This window comes from Pseudomonas sp. McL0111 (assembly GCF_052567255.1).
Genome location: NZ_CP199585.1, coordinates 5,820,550 through 5,842,482, shown reverse-complemented (window position 1 = coordinate 5,842,482; position 21,933 = coordinate 5,820,550). Strand labels below are relative to the sequence as shown.

Genomic DNA, 21,933 nt, shown 5'->3' with positions numbered 1-21,933 from the left:
CCTGTGGGAGCTGGCCTGCCAGCGATGGAGGCACCTCGGTCACACAATCTTGTTGAAAACCAAGCAAGCGCTCGGTTAACTTCGGCGAACCCTTCAGTGGAGTTCGCCGATGCCTGCTTTCCAGGAATACTTCGACCCCAGCCACCAAATGGTCCGCGACAGCGTCAGACGATTCGTCGAGCGCGAGATCCTGCCGGACGTTGATCAGTGGGAAGAAGCCGAAAGCTTCCCCCGCGAGCTCTATCTCAAGGCCGGCGCGGCGGGCATCCTTGGCATCGGCTATCCCGAAGCTTTCGGTGGCAGCCACGAAGGTGATCTGTTCGCCAAGATCGCCGCCAGCGAAGAGCTGATGCGCTGCGGCTCGGGCGGTCTGGTCGCCGGCCTCGGTTCGCTGGACATCGGTCTGCCGCCGATCCTCAAATGGGCCCGCCCCGAAATTCGTGATCGCGTAGTACCGCAAGTGCTCAGCGGCGAGAAGATCAGCGCCCTGGCCATCACCGAGCCCGGCGGTGGCTCTGACGTTGCCAATCTACAGACCCGCGCCATTCGCGATGGTGACTTTTACCGGGTCAGCGGCAGCAAAACCTTCATCACCAGTGGCGTACGCGCTGACTTCTACACCGTCGCGGTGCGCACCGGGGAGCCGGGTTTCGGCGGCATCAGCCTGTTGTTGATCGAGAAGGGCACCCCCGGCTTCACCGTGGGCCGGCAGTTGAAGAAAATGGGCTGGTGGGCGTCGGACACCGCTGAATTATTCTTCGACGATTGCCGGATACCGGTAGGAAACCTGATCGGCGCCGAAAACATGGGCTTCGCCTGCATCATGGGCAACTTTCAGAGTGAACGTCTGGCATTGGCGCTGATGGCCAACATGACCTCGCAACTGGCGCTGGAGGAAAGCCTGAAATGGGCGCGGGAACGCCAGGCATTCGGCAAGCCGATTGGCAAATTTCAGGTGATCAAGCATCGGCTGGCGGAAATGGCCACGGCGCTGGAAATCTCGCGTGAGTTCACCTATCGGCAGGCGGCGAAGATGGCGGCGGGGCAGAGCGTGATCAAGGAGATTTCCATGGCGAAGAACTTTGCCACGGACACTTCCGACCGGATCACCACTGAGGCGGTGCAGATTCTTGGTGGGTTAGGGTATATGCGCGAGAGTCTGGTCGAACGGCTGTATCGGGATAACCGCATTCTGTCGATTGGCGGCGGGACGCGGGAAGTGATGAACGAGATCATCAGCAAGCAGATGGGGCTTTGATCGGCGGTGGTGCGACTGGCCCCATCGCTAGCAGGCTAGCTCCCACAATGGATCTGTGGCATTCACAATTCCTTTGTGGCATCACAACTCCTCTGTGGAGTTCACAAATCCCCTGTGGGAGCTAGCCTGCTAGCGATGGCGACCGGAAGGGCGCTGCTTACTTTTCTGCGAGCGAAAACTGCGTCAGGCAGAACGTCGGAATGCCCATGTCTTCCAGACGCTGCGAACCACTCAGCTCCGGCAGATCAATGATCGCTGCCGCTTCATGCACCCGCGCACCCATGCGGTGGATCAGATTAGCCGCTGCGATCAGCGTGCCGCCCGTGGCGATCAAATCATCGAACATCACCACCGAATCGCCTTCACACAGGCTGTCGGCGTGCACTTCAAGAAACGCTTCGCCGTACTCGGTCGCATAACCTTCGGCCAACACGTCGGCCGGCAGTTTGCCCTGCTTGCGGAACAGCACCAGCGGTTTGTTCAGCTGATAGGCCAGTACCGAGCCGATCAGGAAACCGCGCGCATCCATCGCGCCGATGTGGGTGAAGTCAGCTTCCACATAGCGGTGGGCGAAGCTGTCCATCACCAGGCGCAAGGCCTTGGGCGATTGGAACAGCGGGGTGATGTCGCGAAAGATCACGCCCGGTTTCGGGAAGTCGATCACGGGGCGGATCAAGGATTTGATGTCGAAGGAGTCGAAGACCATCGTCGAGGTGTCCTGGCAGGGCTACAAACGGCGCAGTATACCCGCGGCTGAAACGCTTCGCTCAACCGCGGATCGAGATCAGCCTTCGAGCGAGCCGCCAGCCAGTGCGCAGAGCTGGATCGGGTCAAGGATGTGGATTTCCTTGCCTTCGGCTGCGATCAGTTGGTTCTGCTGGAAACGGGTGAAGACCCGGGACACGGTTTCCACCGCCAGACCCAGATAATTACCGATTTCGTTGCGCGACATACTCAGGCGGAACTGGTTGGCCGAGAAACCACGGGCGCGGAAGCGTGCCGACAGGTTGACCAGGAACGTGGCGATACGCTCGTCGGCGGTTTTTTTCGACAGCAGCAGCATCATTTGCTGGTCGTCGCGAATCTCGCGGCTCATCACGCGCATTAACTGACGGCGCAACTGCGGCAGTTGCAGGGCCAGTTCGTCGAGGCGTTCGAAGGGGATTTCACACACCGAAGTGGTTTCCAGAGCCTGGGCGGAAACCGGGTGTTTCTCGGTGTCCATGCCAGACAGGCCGACCAGTTCGCTCGGCAGGTGGAAACCGGTGAGTTGCTCTTCGCCAGTGTCGCTCAGGCTGAAGGTCTTCAGGGCGCCGGAGCGTACTGCATAAACGGAATCGAAGGTGTCGCCCTGGCGGAACAGGAATTCGCCCTTTTTCAACGGGCGGCCACGTTTAACGATTTCGTCCAGCGCATCCATGTCTTCCAGATTCAGAGAAAGTGGCAGGCAGAGAGGGGCCAGGCTGCAGTCCTTGCAATGGGCCTGGTTGTGAGCGCGCAGTTTTACTGGCTCGGACATTTCTTAAATCCTTGTGGGAAAACACACATAAGCCGTAAGGGTAACCCACGAAAGGACATTCAGGCCAGCCTGTGGCGAGTTTGTCCCACAGGCGTAAAGCCGCAGGGCAAGTGGCCGATAAACTGTTATCACCACGCATGCAAGGAGCCGCTTCGATGTCTGCCATTGATACGCTGAACCCCGAGAACAGCGGCATTGCGTCGTTACCGACAGCCACTCGAACGGCCGCTGACGATGAGTCGAGCGCCGATTCTTCGGCACTGACAACCCCGACCTTGGTCGAGGGCGTCAAAGTGTCGCTGTCTGGTGCGGCTATCGCAAAATCCTCCAGCGCTGGCGGCGGTAACAGCGACATCGAAGACAGTGGTTTGCCCGAGAACATTCAGCAATTGCTGAAGATGATCCGTAAATTGCAGCAACAAATTCTCGAGAAGAAAGCCCAGATGGCTGCGGTTATGGCCGACAAGCGTCTTTCCGCTGAAGAAAAGATCAACAAACTCGCCGCACTTCGCGGCGCCATCGCCGGCCTTAACAGTGGCTTGATCACCGCCAATCTGGCCTTGTCCAAGGTCATGAATCAATCAGGACTGACCCCGGACCAGAACATGAAAGTTGGCTCTCTGCTGATGAAAAGCTAAATCACCCGGGAGAAACGCTGGCGGTTCTGTTGCTCCAGGTAGGCGTCGAACACCATGCACACCGAGCGCGCCAACAGGCGTCCGGCCGGCAATATTTCGATTCCTTCGCGGTTCAGTTCGATCAGCCCGTCATTGGCCATGCCTTGCAGTTGCGGCCACAGCGCGCCGAAATAACCTTGAAAGTCGATGTTGAAGGCTTGCTCGATCTCGGCGAAGTCCAGACTGAAATTGCAGATCAACTGCTGAATCACCGCCCGTCGCAGCCGATCATCGGCATTGCACAGCAGGCCGCGACTGGTCGCCAGTTGCGCGGCGGCCAGGGTGTTCTGGTATTCGTTGAGATCGCTGCTGTTCTGGCAGTACAAGTCGCCGATCTGGCTGATCGCGGAAACCCCCAGACCAATCAAATCGCAATGGCCATGAGTGGTGTAACCCTGGAAGTTGCGTTGCAGGGTTTGTTCTTCTTGGGCAATCGCCAGTTCATCGTCGGGCAGGGCGAAGTGATCCATGCCGATGTAGCGGTAACCGGCGGCGGTCAGTTGCTCGATGGTGCGCTGGAGCATTTCCAGTTTTTGCGCCGGGCTCGGCAGCTCGTTGCTGTTGATCCGTCGCTGCGGCATGAAGCGCTCCGGCAGGTGCGCATAGTTGAACACCGAGAGCCGATCCGGTTGCAGGCTGATGACTTCCTCGACCGTGCGCGCGAAGTTGTCCGGCGTCTGTTTCGGCAAACCGTAGATCAGGTCGATATTGATCGAGCGAAATTGCAGGGTGCGCGCCGCATCGATCACCGCGCGGGTTTCTTCCAGGCTTTGCAGGCGATTGACCGCACGTTGCACCGCTGGGTCGAGGTCTTGCAGGCCGATGCTGACCCGGTTGAAACCCAGTTCACGCAGCAGGCCCATGGTCGACCAGTCGGCTTCACGCGGATCAATCTCGATGCCGTAATCGCCCGAGTCGTCGTCCAGCAGGTTGAAGTGTTTGCGCAGGTGCGCCATCAACTGCCGCAGTTCGTCGTGGCTGAGAAAGGTCGGGGTGCCGCCGCCAAAGTGCAGTTGCTCGACTTTCTGTGCCGGGTCGAGATGGCAGGCGATCAGCTGGATTTCCTGCTCCAGCCGTTGCAGGTAGGGCAGTGCGCGACCACGATCTTTGGTGATGACTTTGTTGCAAGCGCAGTAGTAGCAGATGTTCGCGCAGAACGGCACGTGCACATACAGCGACAACGGGCGCAGGGCCTTACGGCTGTCGCGCAGGGCGTGGAACAGGTCGAAAGTACCGACCTGACTGTTGAATTGTACGGCGGTCGGATACGAGGTGTAGCGCGGCCCCGCCAGATCGTAGCGGCGGATCAGATCAGTGTCCCAACGAATGGCGTCGAGCATGCGGGCATTCCCCCGGATAGGCTGGCAGTGTGGCGAGTCTAGGGGAGGGCGCGACGGGGCATCTTGATTTGCATCAACAGCAATAAGATCAAAAGATCGCAGCCTTCGGCAGCTCCAGGGGGAACTCATTCCAGGGTAGGAGCTGCCGAAGGCTGCGATCTTTTGCTTTTAATGGCCCATCAGCCAATGCTGATGCGGGCCGGGCAGGGTCCAGATGCCGAACAGGATCACCAGCAGGCCGCCCGTCATGCGCACGCTGCGTTTGCGCAACAGCGCCGTGACCCTTTCCGCCGCCAGCCCGGTGGCGAGCAATACCGGCCAGGTGCCGAGCCCGAATGCGAGCATCAGCAGCGCACTGTCCAGCGCATTGCCCTGACTCGCCGACCATAACAACGTGCTGTAAACCAGTCCGCACGGCAGCCAGCCCCACAAGGCGCCGAGCAGCAACGCGCGGGGCAGGCTCGACACCGGCAGCAAACGGTTGGCCACCGGCTGAATGTAACGCCACAGACCGCGACCGAGGCTCTCGATGCGGGTCAGCCCGCTCCACCATCCCGCCAGATACAAACCCATGGCGATCAGCAACAGTCCCGCCAGAACCCGCATAAACAGCGCTGCCGGACTGTTGGCCACGGCCCAGCCGGCCAGGCCGATCAGCAAGCCAGCGGTGGCATAACTGAGGATGCGCCCGAGGTTATACGCCAGCAGTAGGCGAAAGCGTCGGCTGCGCTGTTCCTTGGGAATCGCCAGTGTCAGCGCACCCATCAAACCGCCGCACATGCCCAGGCAATGCCCGCCGCCGAGCAGGCCGAGGATCAGCGCCGACACCAACAGTGGCGCCAGTTCAAGCATGGGGTGGCGCCTTGTCGTCCGGCTGAGTCGATTTGACTTCGTCCACCGCTGCGGTGTGGTTCGGGTCTTGATCGTCGAACAGAATGCTGTGAGCCGGGCCGTCGAGGTCGTCGTACTGACCGCTGTCCACCGCCCAGAAGAAGATGTACACGGCGATAGCCACGATCAGCAGTGCGGCCGGGATCATCACGTAGAGAGCTGGCATCTTTACTCCATGTCCGCGCGGCTCAGGCCGGCAGCGGGCGGGTTTGTGTCGTGGCACTTGGCTGCGGCGTGGCCGGCAGGCGAGTCAGGCGCAGGGCATTGAGCACCACGGTCAACGAACTGATCGACATGCCGACCGCCGCCCATACCGGAGTGATCCAGCCGAGGGCGGCGAACGGCAGCATGAAGCCATTGTACAGCGCCGCCCACAGCAGGTTTTCGATGATTACCCGACGGGTGCGCCGCGCTAGCGTGAAGGCTTGCACCAGCGCATCGAGACGGTTCGACAGCAGCACCGCGTCAGCGCTGGTTTTCGCCAGATCGGTAGCCGAACCCATCGCCACGCTGATGTCGGCAGCGGCCAGCACCGGCACATCGTTGACCCCGTCGCCAAGCATCAACACCTTGCGGCCCTGCTGGTGCAGTTCTTGAAGCACTTGCAGTTTGTCATCCGGACGCAGACCGCCACGGGCCTCGTCGATACCCAGTTCGGCAGCGACACTGGCAACCATCGGCGAACTGTCGCCGGACAGCAACAGCGTGCGCCAGCCCCGCGCCTTGCACGCGGCAAGCAGGGCCGGGGCATCGTCGCGCAAGCGGTCGTCGAGCACAAACCAGGCCAGTGGGCCTTGCTCGTTGCCCAGCAGCAGCCACTGGCCCGGCTCATCCGGCATTACAGGCACGGCAGCATTGCCGAGGGCGCAGACAAAATCTGCCTGACCAATGCGCAGACGCTGTTCGCCGACCAGACCTTCAAGGCCCAGCCCCGGCGTGCTGTGAACTTCCTCGGCCGCCAGCGGAGCGCGACCGAAGGCGCGGGCAATCGGGTGTTCGGAACGGTTTTCCAGGGCGGCGGCGAGGCTCAGGCATTGCTCGCTGTCCAGCGCGCCGAGCGGACGAATCGAGCGCAGCACCAACCGGCCTTCGGTGAGGGTGCCGGTCTTGTCGAAAATCACTGTGTCGATCTGGTTCAGACCTTCCAGCACATGGCCGCGCGTCAGCAGCAGACCGAGTTTGTGCAGGGTGCCGGTGGCGGCAGTGAGCGCAGTCGGTGTTGCCAGCGACAGCGCGCACGGGCACGTCGCGACCAGCATTGCCAGAACAATCCAGAATGCTCGCGAAGAATCCAGCTCCCACCACAGCAGACCAATCGCCGCTGCCGCGATCAACGACAGCAGCAGAAACCATTGCGCGGCGCGGTCGGCGATTTCTGCCAGACGCGGTTTTTCCGCCTGGGCGCGATCTAGCAGGCGAACGATGGCCGACAGTCGGGTGTCGTGGCCTAGCGCCAGGACTTGCACGGTCAGCGCTCCCTCGACGTTGAGCGTGCCAGCGGTGACCGCGTCGCCAGGCAATCGTGGTTGTGGCAGGTATTCACCGGTGAGCAGCGATTCGTCGATGCTCGACTGACCGTCGAGAATCTTGCCGTCCGCCGGCAGGATCGAGCCCGGCTGCACCAGCACCCGGTCGCCGAGGCGCAGTTCGCTGAGCAGGATGCGTTCGCTCTGACCGTTGTCGTCGAGTCGTAGGCAAGAGGCTGGCAACAGATTGACCAGTTGCGCGGTGGCGGCGGCCGTGCGTTCGCGGGCGCGGCGTTCCAGATAACGACCGGCGAGCAGGAACAGCGCGAACATGCCGACAGCATCGAAATACAGTTCGCCGACGCCAGTGATCGCCGTCCAGATGCCGGCAATGTACGCGCCGCCAATCGCCAGCGACACCGAGACGTCCATGGTCAGGTGGCGGGTGCGCAAATCACGCATCGCGCCTTTGAAAAATGGCGCGCAGCTGTAGAACACAATCGGCGTGGTCAGGAACAGCGCGACCCAGCGCAGGATCGTGTGCAGTTCAGGGCTGAGGTCGATGTTGAATTCGGGCCAGGTGGCCATGGTCGCCATCATCGCCTGGAACCACAGCAGACCCGCGACGCCGAGTTGGCGCAGGGCCAGACGGTTTTCGCTGGCCAGTTGCTCGCTGGCGCGGTCGGCTTGATACGGATGCGCGGCGTAACCAATGTGGCGCAGTTCGGCGAGCATTTGGCTCAGCGGCAATTGCGCGTCGGCCCAGCGTACATGCAGGCGATGGTTGGACAGGTTCAGCCGCGCTTCGGCCACGGCGGGCAGGCTGCGCAGGTGCTTTTCGATCAGCCAGCCGCAGGCGGCGCAGCTGATGCCTTCCATCAACAGGGTGGTTTCGGCGAGATCGCCTTCGTGGCGGACGAAGGGTTGCTGCACATCGGCGCGGTCGTACAGCGCCAGTTCGTCGACCAGTTGCACCGGCAACGCCTCGGGGTTGGCCGAGGCTTCGCTGCGGTGCTGGTAATAACTTTGCAGGCCACCCGCGACGATGGCCTCGGCCACGGCCTGACAACCGGGGCAGCAGAACTCGCGGGACTCCCCGAGCACGACAGCGGTGTAGCGACTGCCGGACGGAACGGGCAGGGCGCAGTGGTAGCAGGGGAGTGGGGTGGTCATCGGATATTCACAGGTGCCGCGAAATCGAGATTGTCAGGTTGGGCCTCTTCGCGAGCAAGCTCGCTCCCACAGGTATTACGCGTACCTGTGGGAGCGAGCTTGCTCGCGAATGCGCGAAGCGCAGGTTTTTACTTCTTCAGGTCTTCCGCGCCCTGGAGGGGTTCGTCACCCAGCAGCAGATCCTTGTCATGGCTGACCTGTTCTTCTTCGAACATGCGCCATACGTGATCATCCTGCGAGCCGAGCAGCTCGACAAAACGACGCCCTTCGACTTTGTCGTCCAACTGGCCAAGGTAACGCCCGGTTTCGGTTTCGCTGCGGGTCAGCACGACCTTGCGATCCTTCTCCGGCTGAGTCGGCGAGATCAGGTTCAGCTCCAGAGTCTTCGGCTGGCTGTCGCCGCTCAAACGCAAATCGACTTCGCCGGTGACGCCATCCAGATGCACATTGGCGCGCATCTTCAGGTTCTGCGCCAGCAGTTCACGATCCAGCGAACGGTTGATGCCCTTGCCGGCTTCGTAGTAGTTGTCGTTGACCAGATTGTCCGGGTTGTTTACCGCAATGGTCACCATGGACAGGGTCAGGGTCACCGAGCAGGTCAGAATCCCGATGATGATCCATGGCCAAAGATGCTTGTACCAAGGGCTTGCGGCGTTTGCTGCGGGCATGTTCAGTTCTCTCAACGGATTTGTGGGCCGATGAATCGGCTCTTGGCTTCAACGTGGACGCTGTCGTCATCGGCATCCTTGAGGATGAATTTCACCTCGTTGGTGCTCGATGGCAGTTGTTCCGGCGCGCTCGACAACTCGGCCGGCATGGTGAAGATTTCTCCGGCGGGCACCTTGATCTCGCGTTTGCTTTGCAGGCGCAGATCCGGCAGGCCGGTGGCGTCCAGCACATAAGTGTGGTCGCGCTGATCCTTGTTCATGATCTTCAGGCTGTAGACGTTTTCGATCCGGCCTTCGGCGTTCTCGCGGTACAGCACGCGATCCTTGCTGACGTCGAAACCCACCAGTGAGCGCATGACGAATGCGGTCACCAGCAAGCTGATCATCGCCAGCAACACCACCGCGTAGCCAATCAGGCGTGGCCGCAGTTTATGGGTTTTCTGGCCGGACAGGTTGTGTTCGGTGGTGTAGCTGATCAACCCGCGCGGATAGTCCATTTTGTCCATGATGCTGTCGCAGGCATCGATGCACGCGGCGCAACCGATGCACTCGATCTGCAGGCCGTCGCGGATATCGATGCCGGTCGGGCAGACCTGAACGCACATGGTGCAATCGATGCAGTCACCGAGGCCCTGAGCCTTGTAGTCGATGCCTTTCTTGCGCGGGCCACGGGTCTCGCCGCGACGTGGATCGTAGGAAACGATCAGCGTGTCTTTGTCGAACATTACGCTCTGGAAGCGAGCGTACGGGCACATGTAAATGCACACCTGCTCGCGCAACCAACCGGCGTTGCCATACGTGGCGAGGGTGAAGAAACCGACCCAGAAGTACGACCAGCCATCAGCCTGGCCGGTGAAAAATTCGAATACCAGTTCGCGGATCGGCGAGAAATAACCGACGAAGGTCATGCCGGTGACAAAACCGATCAGCAGCCACATCGCGTGCTTGGCGAGCTTGCGCATCAGCTTGTTGGCGCTCATCGGCGCCTTGTCGAGTTTGATCCGCTGGTTGCGGTCGCCCTCGGTGACTTTCTCGCACCACATGAAAATCCATGTCCATACGCTTTGCGGACAGGTGTAACCGCACCAGACGCGGCCGGCATACACGGTGATGAAGAACAGACCGAACGCCGCGATGATCAACAGACCGGACAGCAGAATGAAATCCTGCGGCCAGAAGGTCGCGCCGAAGATGAAGAATTTACGCTCGGGCAGGTTCCACCACACAGCCTGGTGACCACCCCAGTTGAGCCAGACCGTACCGAAATAAAGAAGAAACAATGCAGCGCCACCCATCATCCGCAGATTGCGGAACAGGCCGGTGAAAGCGCGGGTGTAGATTTTTTCTCGAGAGGCGTAGAGGTCGACGCTGTTATTCGCGTTCTTTGCAGGGGGTGTAACGTCTTGTACCGGAATCTGGTTGCTCATCATTGCATCCCACGGCAGTGGAAAAATGCCTCGGTCGATACGTGCCAACCGGGGTCAAAAAGGGCTTGTTGCAGTGGCGCAATGATACGCCTGTCGCTCTGGCTCAAGGGTGCGACCTTTGGTCGCGTTGGGTAAAGTTTTTGAATGGTGTAGCGAATGTAACAAAGCATGATGCAGGTCAATTGACTTGTAGAGTATGGACAGTTTTGGCGCTGTCGCTAACTCATTGCTCCCACGGATTGATCAGGGCAACGCCGCTTGACTGGAAATCACCGACATTGCGCGTGACGACCGTGAGTCCGTACACCAAGGCAGTAGCGGCGATCAAAGCATAGCTTTCATTGGCCTGATCGGGCAGATGCAGGCTGGCGCAACGCAGAGCTACCGGGGATCACGCCGCTCCATTCGAAGCACGCCAGTTAACAGTTCGGTGTTTTACAGTCGACAACATCGGTCGATGTATAGGCGCTCTGTTAGATTGTTGAAATATAAATAGTTAATTGTCAGGTTCTAGCTCTAGGTTATTTTCGCATAGCTTAGTTGCTGCTGTGCTGTTTGGCGGCGACCTATAATGTTATCGGAATCAAATAATATGGAGTTGTATGAATATCAAGGATGTTAAGAAGTTTTTGGCTGGTTTATGTTTTCTGTCGCTGGTTTCTTCTGCCTGGGCCAGTGAAGGTACTCCGCATCACATGGTGTTTGCCTCGGACCCGCAATACCCGTGGACGGAAAAATCGGACAGTGGTGAAGATGAATCGAGCGCGGAGTTTGAAAAGCGCGCGAAATGGCTGGTGGAGACGCAGTTTGCGAGCATTGCCCGGTTCCGTAATGAAATGGGTGGGCAGGCTGCGGTGCCATTGATGATCAATGGCGACATGACCGCATTCGGTCATGGCTGGCAGCGCTCGTTTGTCGGGTCGATGCTGAAAAAACACTTTGGTGATGACTTTCTCTACGGGCTGGGTAATCACGATTATCAAAACAATGTGACTGACTGTTTTAGTGAAAGTTGCGCGGCGGGCAGTATTGTTGATTACCGTGATCATCATGTCGATAAGGTCGATGAGTTTGATTTGAAAGTGACCGGCAGCTTTTTGAATAAGCACTATCTGGGCAGTCTGGCTTACTCAAAGAATATTGGTGAAGTGCATCTGGTGCAGTTGAACAATGAGCCGACTTACGAGGTTAAGATTTCCCATGCCTTGAATCCGACTACTTTCGATATCAAGCAGTCGCTGGATTGGCTGGAGGTTGATTTGCGAACAGCGCGGGCGCAGGGGTACGTGATCATTATCAACATGCATAAACCCTATGAGTGGTCTGGCAGTTGGGATCAGGAAAAGCGCTTCCGCGCAATGATTGAAAAGTATCAAGTGACGGCAATCTTCGCCGGCCATTTCCATGCCGATGGCGGCAGCAAAACCTACATGGGCAGCGTACCCATGTTCCTCAGCGGTGCAGCCTCTCAACAGACGTACCTGATCGCCAGTTTTTCCAAGGATCGCAAGACCCTGGAGGTGAGTCTGGTGGAAGCTAATCAGTGGCGCAAACGTACGCCGGTGGCCACCGTGCCGGTGAAGTCGATCTGGGCCAGTCGCCCATAAAAAAGACCCCGCCAGTGATCTGGCGGGGTCTTTTTTGTTTCAGGCGTTGGCCTTACTCGGCGTTCGCTTCCGCAGGTTTGTCACCGTGGGACAGGCTGTAAACATAAGCCGCCAGCAGGTGAACCTTGTCGTTGCCTTGCAATTGTTCCTGCGCAGGCATCTGGCCCTGACGGCCGTAACGGATGGTCTGTTGCAGTTGGGCGAAGCTCGAACCGTAGATGAACGCGGCCGGGTGAGTCAGGTTAGGTGCGCCCATTGCTGGAGTACCTTTGCCTTCCGGGCCGTGGCACGCCACGCAGTTGCCGGCGAACAGTTTCTGGCCGTTGGCGACATCAGCCTTGGTGCCTTCCGGCAGTTTGCGGCCATCAAGGTTGCTGACTACATAAGCGGCGACGTCGGCTACGCCTTGTTCGCCAATCACGTCGGCCCAGGCCGGCATCACAGCGTGACGACCGCCCATGATGGTGGTCTTGATGGTTTCCGGTTCGCCGCCCCAGCGCCAGTCGGCGTCGGTCAGGTTCGGGAAGCCATAAGCGCCCTTGGCGTCGGAGCCGTGGCAGACCGAGCAGTTGGAGGCGAACAGGCGGCCACCCATCTTCAGGGCTTGCGGGTCTTTGGCGACTTCTTCAATCGGCATGGCGGCGAACTTGGCGAAGATCGGACCGAACTTGGCGTCCGAACGAGCCATTTCCTTTTCCCACTCGTGCACGCCGGTCCAGCCGGTCTGGCCGTTGGCGAACGCGGTCTGCTTGTCGTTATCCAGGTAGTTGTAACCCGGCAACAGGCCTTTCCAGTTACCCAGGCCCGGGTACAGAACCAGGTAACCCAGGGCAAAAATGATGGTGCCCACGAACAGCATGAACCACCATTTCGGCAGTGGGTTGTCGTACTCCTCGATCCCGTCGAAGGAGTGGCCGACCGTTTCGTCCGTCTGCTCGCTGCGCTGGCCCTTGCGGGTCGACAGCAACAGCCAGGTCAGGGCGAAGATCGTACCGAGACTGAGGACTGTGACGTACAGACTCCAGAATGTAGTCATTCTTTGTTACTCCTAGAAGCTTGCTCGACGTGCTTGATGGCTTCGGGATCATCCGCGAAGGGCAGCAAGGTCGCATCTTCAAACTCCGACTTGCGCTTGGGGCTGAACACCCACAGCGCCAGACCGATGAAGGCCACCATCACAACCACGGTGCCCAGGCCACGAATCATCCCGATATCCATCTAGATCACCGTTTGCTTTTGATGATGGTGCCCAGGCCTTGTAGATAGGCCACCAGCGCGTCCATTTCGGTTTTGCCCTTCACGGCATCCTTCGCACCGGCGATGTCTTCATCGGTGTAAGGGACGCCAAGCGTGCGCAAGACCTCCATTTTTTTGGCAGTGTCCTTACCGTCGAGCTTGTTCTCCACGAGGAACGGATAAGCCGGCATTTTCGACTCGGGAACAACGTTGCGCGGGTTGTACAAATGCGCACGCTGCCAGTCATCGGAGTAACGACCGCCAACCCGGGCCAGGTCCGGACCGGTACGCTTGGAACCCCACAGGAACGGGTGATCCCAGACGCTTTCACCGGCGACCGAGTAGTGGCCGTAGCGTTCGGTTTCGGCACGGAACGGACGGATCATCTGCGAGTGGCAGCCGACACAGCCGTTGGCGATGTAAACGTCGCGACCTTCCAGTTCAAGGGCGGGGCGTGGCTTCATGCCTTCGACCGGCTTGTTGGTGACGTCCTGGAAAAACAGCGGAACGATTTGAGTCAGGCCACCGACGCTGACGGCGATGACCATGAAGAAGGCCAGCAGCCCAATATTCTTCTCGACAGCTTCATGCTTCATCAGTGAGCTCCAACTACAGCAATCGTGGCGGCGGCTTCGGCTTCAGCCGGGTTCGAGGCGCGCACGGTGCGCCAGACGTTGTAAGCCATCAGGAACATGCCGCTGGCGAAGAATGCACCGCCCAGCGCACGGACGATGTAGCCCGGGTGGCTGGCTTGCAGCGCTTCGACGAACGAGTAGGTGAGGGTGCCGTCATCGTTGATTGCACGCCACATCAGGCCTTGAGTGATGCCGTTGACCCACATCGAAGCGATGTACAGAACGGTACCGATGGTCGCGAGCCAGAAGTGCGCGTTGATCAGACCGACGCTGTGCATCTGCGCCCGGCCGAACAGTTTCGGGATCATGTGGTAGATCGCGCCGATCGAGATCATCGCAACCCAGCCAAGAGCGCCGGCGTGTACGTGGCCGATGGTCCAGTCGGTGTAGTGCGAGAGCGAGTTGACGGTCTTGATCGCCATCATCGGACCTTCGAAGGTCGACATGCCGTAGAACGCCAGCGATACCACGAGGAAGCGCAGGATCGGGTCGGTGCGCAGCTTATGCCAGGCGCCCGAGAGGGTCATCATGCCGTTGATCATGCCGCCCCAGCTTGGCGCCAGCAGGATGATCGACATCGCCATGCCCAGCGACTGAGCCCAGTCCGGCAGCGCGGTGTAGTGCAAGTGGTGAGGGCCGGCCCAGATGTACAGGGTGATCAGCGCCCAGAAGTGCACGATCGACAGGCGATAGGAGTAGATCGGACGTTCGGCCTGTTTCGGCACGAAGTAATACATCATCCCCAGGAAGCCGGTGGTCAGGAAGAAACCCACGGCGTTGTGGCCGTACCACCACTGGATCATCGCATCGGTCGCACCGGCATACGCCGAGTAGGACTTGAAGAAGCTGACCGGCAGCGAGGCGTGGTTGACGATGTGCAGCATCGCGGTCACGACGATGAAAGCGCCGTAGAACCAGTTGCCGACATAGATGTGCTTGGTTTTACGCTTGGTGATGGTGCCGAAGAACACCAGACCGTAGGTGACCCAGACAATGGCCAGCAAAATGGCGAGGGGCCATTCCAGTTCCGCGTATTCCTTGGTGGTGGTGTAACCCAGCGGCAAGGTAATGATCGCGCCGACAATCACCGCTTGCCATCCCCAGAAGGTGAAGGCCGCGAGGCTGTCGGAAATCAGTCGCGTCTGGCAGGTTCGCTGCACGACATAGTAGGAAGTGGCAAACAGTGCACAGCCACCGAAGGCAAAAATCACCAGGTTTGTGTGCAACGGGCGCAGGCGTCCAAAGCTCGTCCACGGCAGACCGAAGTTCAACTCCGGCCAGACCAGTTGCGAGGCGATGAAGACACCGAGCCCCATGCCAAGGATCCCCCAGACCACCGTCATGATGGCGAACTGGCGGACTACCTTATAGTTATAAGCAGTCGGACTGATTGCTGTGCTCATTCTAAGGTTCCACGGTTTGGGTGTTTTATTAGGATTAAAATCGGCCGCAAGTATGTAGAAAGCAGGGGGTCATTGCAACGCGCCATGACCTGGGTCAATGCTTTCCAACGCTGATTCTGCGGCCTTTCCATGCGCCGCGTAAGGACAAAAATGCCCTCGAAAAAAAACTCGTGGCGGACGAAAGAAGTGAGGGGTGCCAGGCGCATGTAACGAGGTGTGTTCAAACCACCGGATCGGGGACGGACGGTAATCGGCGCGACAGCCGGTATCTACCGGCCTTTGCGACGTGTCAGTCAGTCGATTCGTCGAACGCATCGCTCAGGGTCGACCTGGAACCGGCACGGGCCAGTCCGCATCGAGCAAGCGTAGACCCGATTCCGGCAGTGCGAAAGTCAGGGGGTAGAGAGGGTGCGACAATGCGTCGCAAAGAGAGGGGAAACTGCCGCACGGAAAAACGTGCGGCAGTGGTGTACGCAATGCTGGTTACTTGTTGTCTTCAGTATCAAGTTTTTCTGTATTCAATCCATGACTCAGACTGTACACATAAGCTGCCAGTAACTGCACTTTGTCGTTGCCAAGCAGTTCGTTCTGCGCCGGCATATGACCCTGACGACCATGACGAATCGTCTGTTCAAGCTGCGTCAGACTGGTGCCATAGATAAATCCGGCCGGGTGCGTCAGATTCGGCGCACCCATGGCTTCAGTGCCTTGGCCGTTTGCCCCATGACAGGCTACGCAAGTGGTGCTGAATGCTTGCTGTCCGGCTTGCAGGTCAGCCTTGCTGTCGGCCGGCAGCGGCAGGCCCGCCAGTTCATGGCGCACATACGCGGCGACGTTTTTTACCCCGGCCTCACCGAGCACTTCACCCCAGGCCGGCATTGCCGCCACTCGGCCACCCATGATGGTCGCTTTGATCGTGTCGGCATTACCGCCCCAGCGCCAGTCGCTGTCGGCCAGGTTAGGGAAACCGAATGCGCCCTTGGCATCCGAGCCGTGGCACACCGAGCAGTTGGAGGCGAACAGACGACCGCCCATTTTCAGCGCTTGCGGGTCTTTCGCTACTTCTTCCAGCGGCATGGCGGCGAATTTGGCGAAGATCGGCCCGAACTTGGCGTCGGCCTTGGCCATCTCCTTTTCCCATTCGTGGACGCCGGTCCAGCCGTCCTCGTAGCCCGGCAGGATGCCTTTCCAGTTGCCCAGGCCCGGATAAAGGATCAGATAACCGACCGAGAACACCAGCGTGCCGGCGAACAGCATGAACCACCACTGCGGCAGCGGGTTGTCGTACTCCTCGATGCCATCGAAGCTGTGGCCCATGGTCTGGTCGACGCTGCCCTTGGTTTCGCCCCGGCGGGTGCCGATCAGCAACCAGGTCAGGCCGATCAGGCTGCCGATGGTCAGTACGCAGATCCACGTACTCCAGAAAGTGGTCATGGCCGGGTACTCCTAGTTTCAGGTGCTTGAGTTGTTTCAGACGCGTGGACAGCGTCGGGTTGTGGCTCGTCGGCGAACGGCAGCAGGCGCGCTTCGGCGAATTCCGGCGTGCGCTTGCGGTTGAACACCCACAGGGTCAGGCCGACGAAAGCCACGAACACCACGACCGTGCCGAGGCCGCGAACCATGCCTGCACTCATATCAATGACCATGGCTCACCTCTTGCTCTTGATCGCAGTGCCGAGCACTTGCAGGTAGGAGACGAGGGCGTCCATCTCGGTCTTGCCCTTGAGGCTGGCCACCGCGCCGCTGATGTCGTCGTCGGTGTACGGCACGCCGAGGGTGCGCATGACTTTGAGCTTGGTTTCGGTGTGGCTGCTGTCGAGTTGCTGGGTGACCAGCCACGGGTAGGCTGGCATCTTCGACTCCGGCACCACGTTGCGCGGGTTGTACAAATGCGCACGGTGCCAGTCATCCGAGTAGCGCGCGCCGACCCGGGCGAGGTCCGGCCCGGTACGCTTGGAACCCCACAGGAACGGGTGATCCCAGACGCTTTCCCCGGCCACCGAGTAGTGCCCGTAACGTTCGGTTTCAGCGCGGAACGGACGGATCATCTGCGAGTGGCAACCGACGCAGCCTTCGCGGATGTAGATGTCGCGGCCTTCCAGTTGCAGCGCGGTGTAGGGCTTCATGCCTTCCACCGGCTTGTTGGTCACGTCCTGAAAGAACAGCGGGACGATCTGGGTCAGGCCGCCGATGCTCACGGCGAACACCATCAGCAACATCAGCAGGCCGACGTTTTTTTCAATCGTTTCGTGTTTCATGGCGGACTCCTCAGGCCATCTGCGCGGCAGCGACGACGTCAGCAGGCTGCGAGGCCCGCACGGTGCGCCAGGTGTTGTAAGCCATCAGGAACATGCCGCTGAGGAAGATCGCGCCACCAATCAACCGCACGACGAAGCCTGGGTGGCTGGCCACCAGGGTTTCGACGAACGAGTAAGTCAGCGTGCCGTCCTCGTTGACTGCGCGCCACATCAGGCCCTGGGCGATGCCGTTGACCCACATCGAGGCGATGTAGAGCACGGTGCCGATGGTTGCGAGCCAGAAGTGCGCGTTGATCAGGCCGATGCTGTGCATCTGCTCTTTGCCGAAGATTTTCGGGATCATGTGGTACAGCGCGCCGATGGAAATCATCGCCACCCAGCCGAGAGCGCCGGCGTGTACGTGGCCGATGGTCCAGTCGGTGTAGTGGGAGAGGGCGTTGACGGTCTTGATCGCCATCATCGGACCTTCGAAGGTCGACATGCCGTAGAACGCCAGCGAAACCACGAGGAAGCGCAGGATCGGGTCGCTGCGCAACTTATGCCAGGCGCCTGACAGGGTCATCATGCCGTTGATCATCCCGCCCCAACTTGGAGCCAGCAGTACCAGCGACATCACCATGCCCAGCGACTGCGCCCAGTCCGGCAGCGCGGTGTAGTGCAAGTGGTGCGGACCGGCCCAGATGTACAGAGTGATCAGCGCCCAGAAGTGCACGATCGACAGGCGATACGAATACACCGGACGTTCGGCCTGTTTCGGCACGAAGTAGTACATCATCCCGAGGAAACCGGCGGTGAGGAAGAAGCCCACGGCGTTGTGGCCGTACCACCATTGCACCATCGCGTCAGTTGCACCGGCGTACACCGAGTAGGACTTGGTGAAACTCACCGGCAACTCAAGGTTGTTGACGATGTGCAGAATCGCCACGGTGATGATGAACGCGCCGAAGAACCAGTTGCCCACATAAATGTGCTTGGTCTTGCGCTGCATGATCGTGCCGAAGAATACGATGGCGTAGGCGACCCAGACGATGGTGATCAGAATGTCGATCGGCCATTCCAGTTCGGCGTATTCCTTGGAACTGGTGTAACCCAGTGGCAGGCTGATTGCCGCCAACAGAATTACCAACTGCCAGCCCCAGAAGCAGAACGCGGCGATTTTCGGCGCGAACAGTTGGGTCTGGCAGGTGCGTTGTACCGAGTAGAACGAACTGGCGAACAGGGCGCAGCCGCCGAACGCAAAGATCACTGCGTTGGTGTGCAGCGGGCGCAGACGACCGAAGCTGGTCCAAGGCAAATTGAAGTTGAGTTCGGGCCAGACCAATTGAGCGGCGAGAAAAACCCCGAGCCCCATGCCGACGATGCCCCACACCACCGTCATAATGGCGAATTGGCGGACCACCTTGTAGTTGTAGGCGGTACTGATAGAAGTGTTCATGGTTCCCCATCCACGGTTCAGCCGAAGTGAGTACGCGGACAAAAAACGCCGCGATTCCTTCGCCTGGAGTTATAGGCAGACTAAAAGCGAGGCAAGCATGGACAAACAGCACAAGGCCAGTATTGACGGGGATCAATGGGCGCAGTGCGTGCTCGATCATGGATGGCTTTGGAATGCGGCCAGTGGCGAGGCTTCGGTGACGTTGATTCTGGCGCATGGGGCGGGTGCGCCGATGGACAGTGGCTGGATGTCGGATATGGCTGGGCGCCTTGCCGGGCTTGGTGTGAACGTGTTGCGCTTTGAGTTTCCGTATATGGCGCAGCGGCGTATCGACGGTAGCAAACGTCCGCCGAATCCGGCGCCGAAACTGCTTGAGTGCTGGCGCGAAGTGTTCACTGAAGTGCGACGTCATGTCGCTGGGACTTTGGCCATCGGTGGTAAGTCCATGGGCGGGCGGATGGCCAGTCTTTTGGCGGACGAGTTGGGGGCTGATGCGTTGGTTTGTCTGGGTTATCCGTTTTATGCGGTTGGGAAACCCGAGAAGCCGCGGGTTGAGCATTTGGCTGGGTTGAAGACGCGGACTTTGATTGTGCAGGGGGAGCGGGATGCGCTTGGCAATCGTGAAGCTGTCGAGGCTTACAGCTTGTCACCGAGTATTGAGGTGGCGTGGCTGGCGGCCGGGGATCATGATTTGAAGCCGCTCAAGGCATCCGGGTTTACGCATGAGCAGCATTTGGCTTCGGCGGCGGAGAGGGTGGCTGGGTTTCTTCGGTGAGGCTTTGTTTTTGGGGGATATCCGTTGCTGCGGTAACGGCTTCTTAGGGTTTCGCCCTTACGGCGACTCACTTTTTTTACAAACCCCTCCGTGTCAGGCTACCTGTCGCCCTTATTGATTGACTCAAATAATCAAGAGGGCGAAGGTGCATAACCATGTCCAAAATGGGTAAACGTTACGACAACGACTTCAAAGACTGGGTCGTTCTGCAAATGATGCCGCCCCTCAATCGATCAGTGGCGGAACTTGCCGCTGCACTCAATCTCACGCCACAGTCACTGCGAAACTGGAGACAAATGGCTAGAGATAAAGGCTTGATCGTTCCGGGAAACGGCAAGACCAGTGACCAATGGTCTAGCGCCGATAAATTCAATGCTGTCATGGAAACCGCGCCGTTGAGCGAGGTCGAGATCTCTCAATATTGCCGAATCAAAGGCATTTACCCTGAGCAAATCCAACAGTGGCGAGTGGCATGCCAAAACGCTAATCCCGTTGTTGATCTCACCTCTCGAACTTCAAAAACGGCCGAGCAACGGCGCATCAAAATACTTGAACGCCAACTGATTCAGTCTGATGCCAGTCGTGCAGAGGCGGTGGCGTTGCTGGAGCTCAGAAAAAAAGCCAATGCGATCTGGGGCAAGGACAAGGAAGACTGATCAACGCCTCTGATCGTACGCAAGCCATGAAGTTGATTGCCGACGCAGTGCTGAATGGCGCTCGTCGATACCGCGCTTGCAATGAACTGGGTCTGAGCCTGCGCACAGTTCAACGCTGGCAACACACTGAATGTGACGGGCGACAGCTGGCTCAACGTGCAGCTCCGGCTAACAAGCTCAATGATACGGAGCGTCAAGCGGTGCTGGATGCTGCCAATCAGGCTGGCTATGCCAGCCTGACCCCGCATCAAATCGTGCCTAAGCTGGCCGATGAAGGCATTTATCTAGCTTCGGAATCGACGTTTTATCGTGTGTTGAAAGCCGCCCATCAAAACGTCCGTCGCGGCCGGGCCAAAGCCCCAAAACGCAGAGTACTGACGACGCATCGCGCTGATGGCCCCAATCAGGTGTGGTGCTGGGATATCACCTGGTTGCCGAGCACAGTGAAGGGCCGTTTTTTCTATTGGTACATGGTCAAGGACGTCTACAGCCGCAAACTGGTCGCCAATGAAGTCCACGAAGTGGAGAGCGCCGAACACGCCTGTGAACTGCTCACAAAGGGATGTTTACGCGAACAGACGGCAGGTCGTCCACTGGTGTTGCACTCAGATAACGGACACGTGATGAGAGGCTCTTTGTTGCGTGAAAGCATGGTCGCGCTGGGCGTAGAACCTTCTTTTAGTCGGCCAAGGGTGAGCAATGACAATGCTTACGCCGAAGCACTTTTTCGCACTGCAAAGTATTGCCCGCTTTGGCCGGATCAACCATTTGATACGGTTACTGATGCAAGGCTTTGGGTGCAGAATTTCATCGATTGGTACAACGAAGATCACCGCCACAGTGCCCTGAAATACGTCACGCCAAACCAACGGCACGAGGGCAAAGCAACCGCCCTATTACAAGCCAGGGCAGAGCTTTATGAGGATGCCAGGCGAACTAACCCAAGTCGGTGGAGCACTCGCACACGCAACTGGAAGCTGGCAGATGCCGTTTATTTAAATCCTGAGCGCCCTGAAATAAAGGACGCAATGGACTAGCAACCGTAAGACCAAGGCGACAGGTACCTTGACATGTACCGAAACGCCTAAAAAAAGTAAGCAAAAAAACGCTTGCTCCTACGTGCGGCCCGCTCGCTGAGGCTCGGGGTTCCTTCGCTCCGGGACTCATCCGGGAGGCATCGCCTACGGTTTGCTGCGCTGCACCTCCTCTCGATGTGTTTGGCTGCGCCAAACGGTCGCTGCGCTCCCAACCCCGGATGAATCCCTCCACTCAGCCTTCCGACGTCGCCTGTGGATCAAGATCAAGATCTGCAGACGAGCTAACGCTCATCCTGCGAGTGGTGAAGAGCAACGCGGGACTGATTTGCTTTTGCTTTTCTGTAGCCTGCTCGCGATGGCGGCCTGACAGCCGACCTGGCTCTGGCAGGCAGACTCAGTCCCTGTAGGAGTGAGCCTGCTCGCGATGGCGGCCTGACAGCCGACCTGACTCTGGCAGGCAGACTCAATCCCG

General features: G+C 59.0%; 21 protein-coding genes and 1 pseudogene. 5 read left to right on the top strand and 17 right to left on the bottom strand.

Going from position 1 to position 21,933, the window contains the following annotated elements; genetic code table 11:
- The first annotated feature begins 109 nt into the window (after nucleotides 1–109).
- The gene (locus ACTWLJ_RS26235) at nucleotides 110–1,258 is read left to right on the top strand and encodes an acyl-CoA dehydrogenase family protein (RefSeq protein ID WP_445179079.1); all 1,149 of its coding nucleotides are present in this window, start codon (nucleotides 110–112) and stop codon (nucleotides 1,256–1,258) included.
- 157 nt (nucleotides 1,259–1,415) lie between these two features.
- Here ACTWLJ_RS26235 and ACTWLJ_RS26230 read toward each other — a convergent pair whose 3' ends face one another.
- Together ACTWLJ_RS26230 and fnr are read right to left on the bottom strand one after the other, a co-directional pair.
- Complete coding sequence (locus ACTWLJ_RS26230; RefSeq protein ID WP_445179078.1) at nucleotides 1,416–1,964, bottom strand: adenine phosphoribosyltransferase; 549 nt, start codon at nucleotides 1,962–1,964, stop codon at nucleotides 1,416–1,418.
- A 78-nt stretch (nucleotides 1,965–2,042) separates the two neighbouring features.
- Nucleotides 2,043–2,777, bottom strand: a complete 735-nt coding sequence (fnr, locus tag ACTWLJ_RS26225; protein WP_401216046.1) for a fumarate/nitrate reduction transcriptional regulator Fnr — start codon at nucleotides 2,775–2,777, stop codon at nucleotides 2,043–2,045.
- Nucleotides 2,778–2,932: 155 nt separating this feature from the next.
- On the opposite strand from fnr, the gene ACTWLJ_RS26220 reads away from it, so the two are divergent.
- Nucleotides 2,933–3,415 (top strand): hypothetical protein, encoded by a 483-nt coding sequence (locus ACTWLJ_RS26220; protein ID WP_445179077.1) that lies wholly within the window; start codon nucleotides 2,933–2,935, stop codon nucleotides 3,413–3,415.
- Here the strand turns inward: ACTWLJ_RS26220 and hemN are convergent.
- The 7 genes and pseudogenes from hemN to ACTWLJ_RS26185 all read right to left on the bottom strand — a co-directional run.
- A complete protein-coding gene (gene hemN, locus ACTWLJ_RS26215; protein WP_445179076.1) occupies nucleotides 3,412–4,794 on the bottom strand; it encodes an oxygen-independent coproporphyrinogen III oxidase in 1,383 nt (460 codons plus the stop codon). The genes ACTWLJ_RS26220 and hemN overlap by 4 nt on opposite strands.
- Before the next feature lie 168 nt (nucleotides 4,795–4,962).
- A complete protein-coding gene (locus ACTWLJ_RS26210; protein WP_210553588.1) occupies nucleotides 4,963–5,646 on the bottom strand; it encodes a sulfite exporter TauE/SafE family protein in 684 nt (227 codons plus the stop codon).
- A complete protein-coding gene (gene ccoS, locus ACTWLJ_RS26205; RefSeq protein ID WP_401216049.1) occupies nucleotides 5,639–5,851 on the bottom strand; it encodes a cbb3-type cytochrome oxidase assembly protein CcoS in 213 nt (70 codons plus the stop codon). The genes ACTWLJ_RS26210 and ccoS overlap by 8 nt, the downstream gene beginning before the upstream one ends.
- A 22-nt stretch (nucleotides 5,852–5,873) precedes the next feature.
- Complete coding sequence (locus ACTWLJ_RS26200) at nucleotides 5,874–8,324, bottom strand: heavy metal translocating P-type ATPase (protein WP_445179075.1); 2,451 nt, start codon at nucleotides 8,322–8,324, stop codon at nucleotides 5,874–5,876.
- 128 nt (nucleotides 8,325–8,452) lie between these two features.
- Nucleotides 8,453–8,992: a FixH family protein gene (locus tag ACTWLJ_RS26195; protein WP_401216051.1), complete on the bottom strand. Its 540-nt coding sequence runs from the start codon at nucleotides 8,990–8,992 to the stop codon at nucleotides 8,453–8,455.
- Nucleotides 8,993–9,003: 11 nt separating this feature from the next.
- Entirely contained in the window at nucleotides 9,004–10,419 is a 1,416-nt protein-coding gene (gene ccoG / locus ACTWLJ_RS26190) for a cytochrome c oxidase accessory protein CcoG (protein WP_445179074.1), read from the bottom strand.
- Nucleotides 10,420–10,642: 223 nt separating this feature from the next.
- A pseudogene (locus tag ACTWLJ_RS26185) lies at nucleotides 10,643–10,848 on the bottom strand (VapC toxin family PIN domain ribonuclease); the annotation flags it as partial.
- 173 nt (nucleotides 10,849–11,021) lie between these two features.
- Between ACTWLJ_RS26185 and ACTWLJ_RS26180 the strand changes: the two are divergent.
- Nucleotides 11,022–12,026 (top strand): metallophosphoesterase family protein, encoded by a 1,005-nt coding sequence (locus ACTWLJ_RS26180; RefSeq protein WP_445179073.1) that lies wholly within the window; start codon nucleotides 11,022–11,024, stop codon nucleotides 12,024–12,026.
- Nucleotides 12,027–12,078: 52 nt separating this feature from the next.
- On the opposite strand, the gene ccoP (ACTWLJ_RS26175) is transcribed toward ACTWLJ_RS26180, so the two are convergent.
- The 8 genes from ccoP (ACTWLJ_RS26175) to ccoN (ACTWLJ_RS26140) form a co-directional block, all read right to left on the bottom strand.
- Entirely contained in the window at nucleotides 12,079–13,062 is a 984-nt protein-coding gene (gene ccoP, locus ACTWLJ_RS26175) for a cytochrome-c oxidase, cbb3-type subunit III (RefSeq protein ID WP_445179072.1), read from the bottom strand.
- The gene (locus tag ACTWLJ_RS26170) at nucleotides 13,059–13,244 is read right to left on the bottom strand and encodes a CcoQ/FixQ family Cbb3-type cytochrome c oxidase assembly chaperone (protein WP_003175465.1); all 186 of its coding nucleotides are present in this window, start codon (nucleotides 13,242–13,244) and stop codon (nucleotides 13,059–13,061) included. The genes ccoP (ACTWLJ_RS26175) and ACTWLJ_RS26170 overlap by 4 nt, the downstream gene beginning before the upstream one ends.
- Nucleotides 13,245–13,249: 5 nt before the next feature.
- On the bottom strand, nucleotides 13,250–13,858 hold the full coding sequence (gene ccoO / locus ACTWLJ_RS26165) for a cytochrome-c oxidase, cbb3-type subunit II (protein WP_419711185.1): 609 nt from the start codon (nucleotides 13,856–13,858) through the stop codon (nucleotides 13,250–13,252).
- Nucleotides 13,858–15,300 carry a cytochrome-c oxidase, cbb3-type subunit I gene (gene ccoN, locus ACTWLJ_RS26160; RefSeq protein WP_445179071.1) on the bottom strand — a complete coding sequence of 481 codons (1,443 nt, stop codon included), beginning with the start codon at nucleotides 15,298–15,300 and terminating at the stop codon, nucleotides 13,858–13,860. Before ccoN (ACTWLJ_RS26160) ends, ccoO (ACTWLJ_RS26165) begins: the two co-directional genes overlap by 1 nt.
- 483 nt (nucleotides 15,301–15,783) lie before the next feature.
- Nucleotides 15,784–16,734, bottom strand: coding sequence for a cytochrome-c oxidase, cbb3-type subunit III (gene ccoP / locus ACTWLJ_RS26155; RefSeq protein WP_445179070.1), 951 nt, complete (start codon nucleotides 16,732–16,734; stop codon nucleotides 15,784–15,786).
- Nucleotides 16,731–16,946 carry a cbb3-type cytochrome oxidase subunit 3 gene (locus ACTWLJ_RS26150; RefSeq protein WP_445179069.1) on the bottom strand — a complete coding sequence of 72 codons (216 nt, stop codon included), beginning with the start codon at nucleotides 16,944–16,946 and terminating at the stop codon, nucleotides 16,731–16,733. The genes ccoP (ACTWLJ_RS26155) and ACTWLJ_RS26150 overlap by 4 nt, the downstream gene beginning before the upstream one ends.
- Before the next feature lie 3 nt (nucleotides 16,947–16,949).
- Nucleotides 16,950–17,558: a cytochrome-c oxidase, cbb3-type subunit II gene (gene ccoO, locus ACTWLJ_RS26145; RefSeq protein WP_445179068.1), complete on the bottom strand. Its 609-nt coding sequence runs from the start codon at nucleotides 17,556–17,558 to the stop codon at nucleotides 16,950–16,952.
- Nucleotides 17,559–17,568: 10 nt separating this feature from the next.
- Nucleotides 17,569–18,993 (bottom strand): cytochrome-c oxidase, cbb3-type subunit I, encoded by a 1,425-nt coding sequence (ccoN, locus tag ACTWLJ_RS26140; protein WP_007960356.1) that lies wholly within the window; start codon nucleotides 18,991–18,993, stop codon nucleotides 17,569–17,571.
- A gap of 97 nt (nucleotides 18,994–19,090) precedes the next feature.
- On the opposite strand from ccoN (ACTWLJ_RS26140), the gene ACTWLJ_RS26135 reads away from it, so the two are divergent.
- Nucleotides 19,091–19,768, top strand: coding sequence for an alpha/beta family hydrolase (locus tag ACTWLJ_RS26135; RefSeq protein WP_445179067.1), 678 nt, complete (start codon nucleotides 19,091–19,093; stop codon nucleotides 19,766–19,768).
- Between the two features lie 164 nt (nucleotides 19,769–19,932).
- Nucleotides 19,933–21,461 (top strand): IS3 family transposase gene (locus tag ACTWLJ_RS26130; RefSeq protein WP_445181418.1). Its coding sequence is split into 2 segments (ribosomal slippage): nucleotides 19,933–20,374 and nucleotides 20,374–21,461, totalling 1,530 coding nucleotides; the frame shifts between segments, so codons are not numbered across the junction.
- The last annotated feature ends 472 nt before the right edge of the window (nucleotides 21,462–21,933 follow it).

What these genes read in the sequence shown, in the direction of transcription:
- ccoP (WP_445179072.1), bottom strand. Translation starts at nt 13,062, where the DNA reads ATGACTACATTCTGGAGTCTGTACGTCACAGTCCTCAGTCTCGGTACG.
- ACTWLJ_RS26195 (WP_401216051.1), bottom strand. Translation starts at nt 8,992, where the DNA reads ATGCCCGCAGCAAACGCCGCAAGCCCTTGGTACAAGCATCTTTGGCCA.
- ccoP (WP_445179070.1), bottom strand. Translation starts at nt 16,734, where the DNA reads ATGACCACTTTCTGGAGTACGTGGATCTGCGTACTGACCATCGGCAGC.
- ACTWLJ_RS26180 (WP_445179073.1), top strand. Translation starts at nt 11,022, where the DNA reads ATGAATATCAAGGATGTTAAGAAGTTTTTGGCTGGTTTATGTTTTCTG.
- ccoG (WP_445179074.1), bottom strand. Translation starts at nt 10,419, where the DNA reads ATGAGCAACCAGATTCCGGTACAAGACGTTACACCCCCTGCAAAGAAC.
- ACTWLJ_RS26150 (WP_445179069.1), bottom strand. Translation starts at nt 16,946, where the DNA reads ATGGTCATTGATATGAGTGCAGGCATGGTTCGCGGCCTCGGCACGGTC.
- ccoS (WP_401216049.1), bottom strand. Translation starts at nt 5,851, where the DNA reads ATGCCAGCTCTCTACGTGATGATCCCGGCCGCACTGCTGATCGTGGCT.
- fnr (WP_401216046.1), bottom strand. Translation starts at nt 2,777, where the DNA reads ATGTCCGAGCCAGTAAAACTGCGCGCTCACAACCAGGCCCATTGCAAG.
- ACTWLJ_RS26230 (WP_445179078.1), bottom strand. Translation starts at nt 1,964, where the DNA reads ATGGTCTTCGACTCCTTCGACATCAAATCCTTGATCCGCCCCGTGATC.
- ccoO (WP_419711185.1), bottom strand. Translation starts at nt 13,858, where the DNA reads ATGAAGCATGAAGCTGTCGAGAAGAATATTGGGCTGCTGGCCTTCTTC.
- ACTWLJ_RS26135 (WP_445179067.1), top strand. Translation starts at nt 19,091, where the DNA reads ATGGACAAACAGCACAAGGCCAGTATTGACGGGGATCAATGGGCGCAG.
- ACTWLJ_RS26235 (WP_445179079.1), top strand. Translation starts at nt 110, where the DNA reads ATGCCTGCTTTCCAGGAATACTTCGACCCCAGCCACCAAATGGTCCGC.
- ccoO (WP_445179068.1), bottom strand. Translation starts at nt 17,558, where the DNA reads ATGAAACACGAAACGATTGAAAAAAACGTCGGCCTGCTGATGTTGCTG.
- ACTWLJ_RS26200 (WP_445179075.1), bottom strand. Translation starts at nt 8,324, where the DNA reads ATGACCACCCCACTCCCCTGCTACCACTGCGCCCTGCCCGTTCCGTCC.
- ccoN (WP_007960356.1), bottom strand. Translation starts at nt 18,993, where the DNA reads ATGAACACTTCTATCAGTACCGCCTACAACTACAAGGTGGTCCGCCAA.
- ccoN (WP_445179071.1), bottom strand. Translation starts at nt 15,300, where the DNA reads ATGAGCACAGCAATCAGTCCGACTGCTTATAACTATAAGGTAGTCCGC.
- hemN (WP_445179076.1), bottom strand. Translation starts at nt 4,794, where the DNA reads ATGCTCGACGCCATTCGTTGGGACACTGATCTGATCCGCCGCTACGAT.
- ACTWLJ_RS26220 (WP_445179077.1), top strand. Translation starts at nt 2,933, where the DNA reads ATGTCTGCCATTGATACGCTGAACCCCGAGAACAGCGGCATTGCGTCG.
- ACTWLJ_RS26210 (WP_210553588.1), bottom strand. Translation starts at nt 5,646, where the DNA reads ATGCTTGAACTGGCGCCACTGTTGGTGTCGGCGCTGATCCTCGGCCTG.
- ACTWLJ_RS26170 (WP_003175465.1), bottom strand. Translation starts at nt 13,244, where the DNA reads ATGGATATCGGGATGATTCGTGGCCTGGGCACCGTGGTTGTGATGGTG.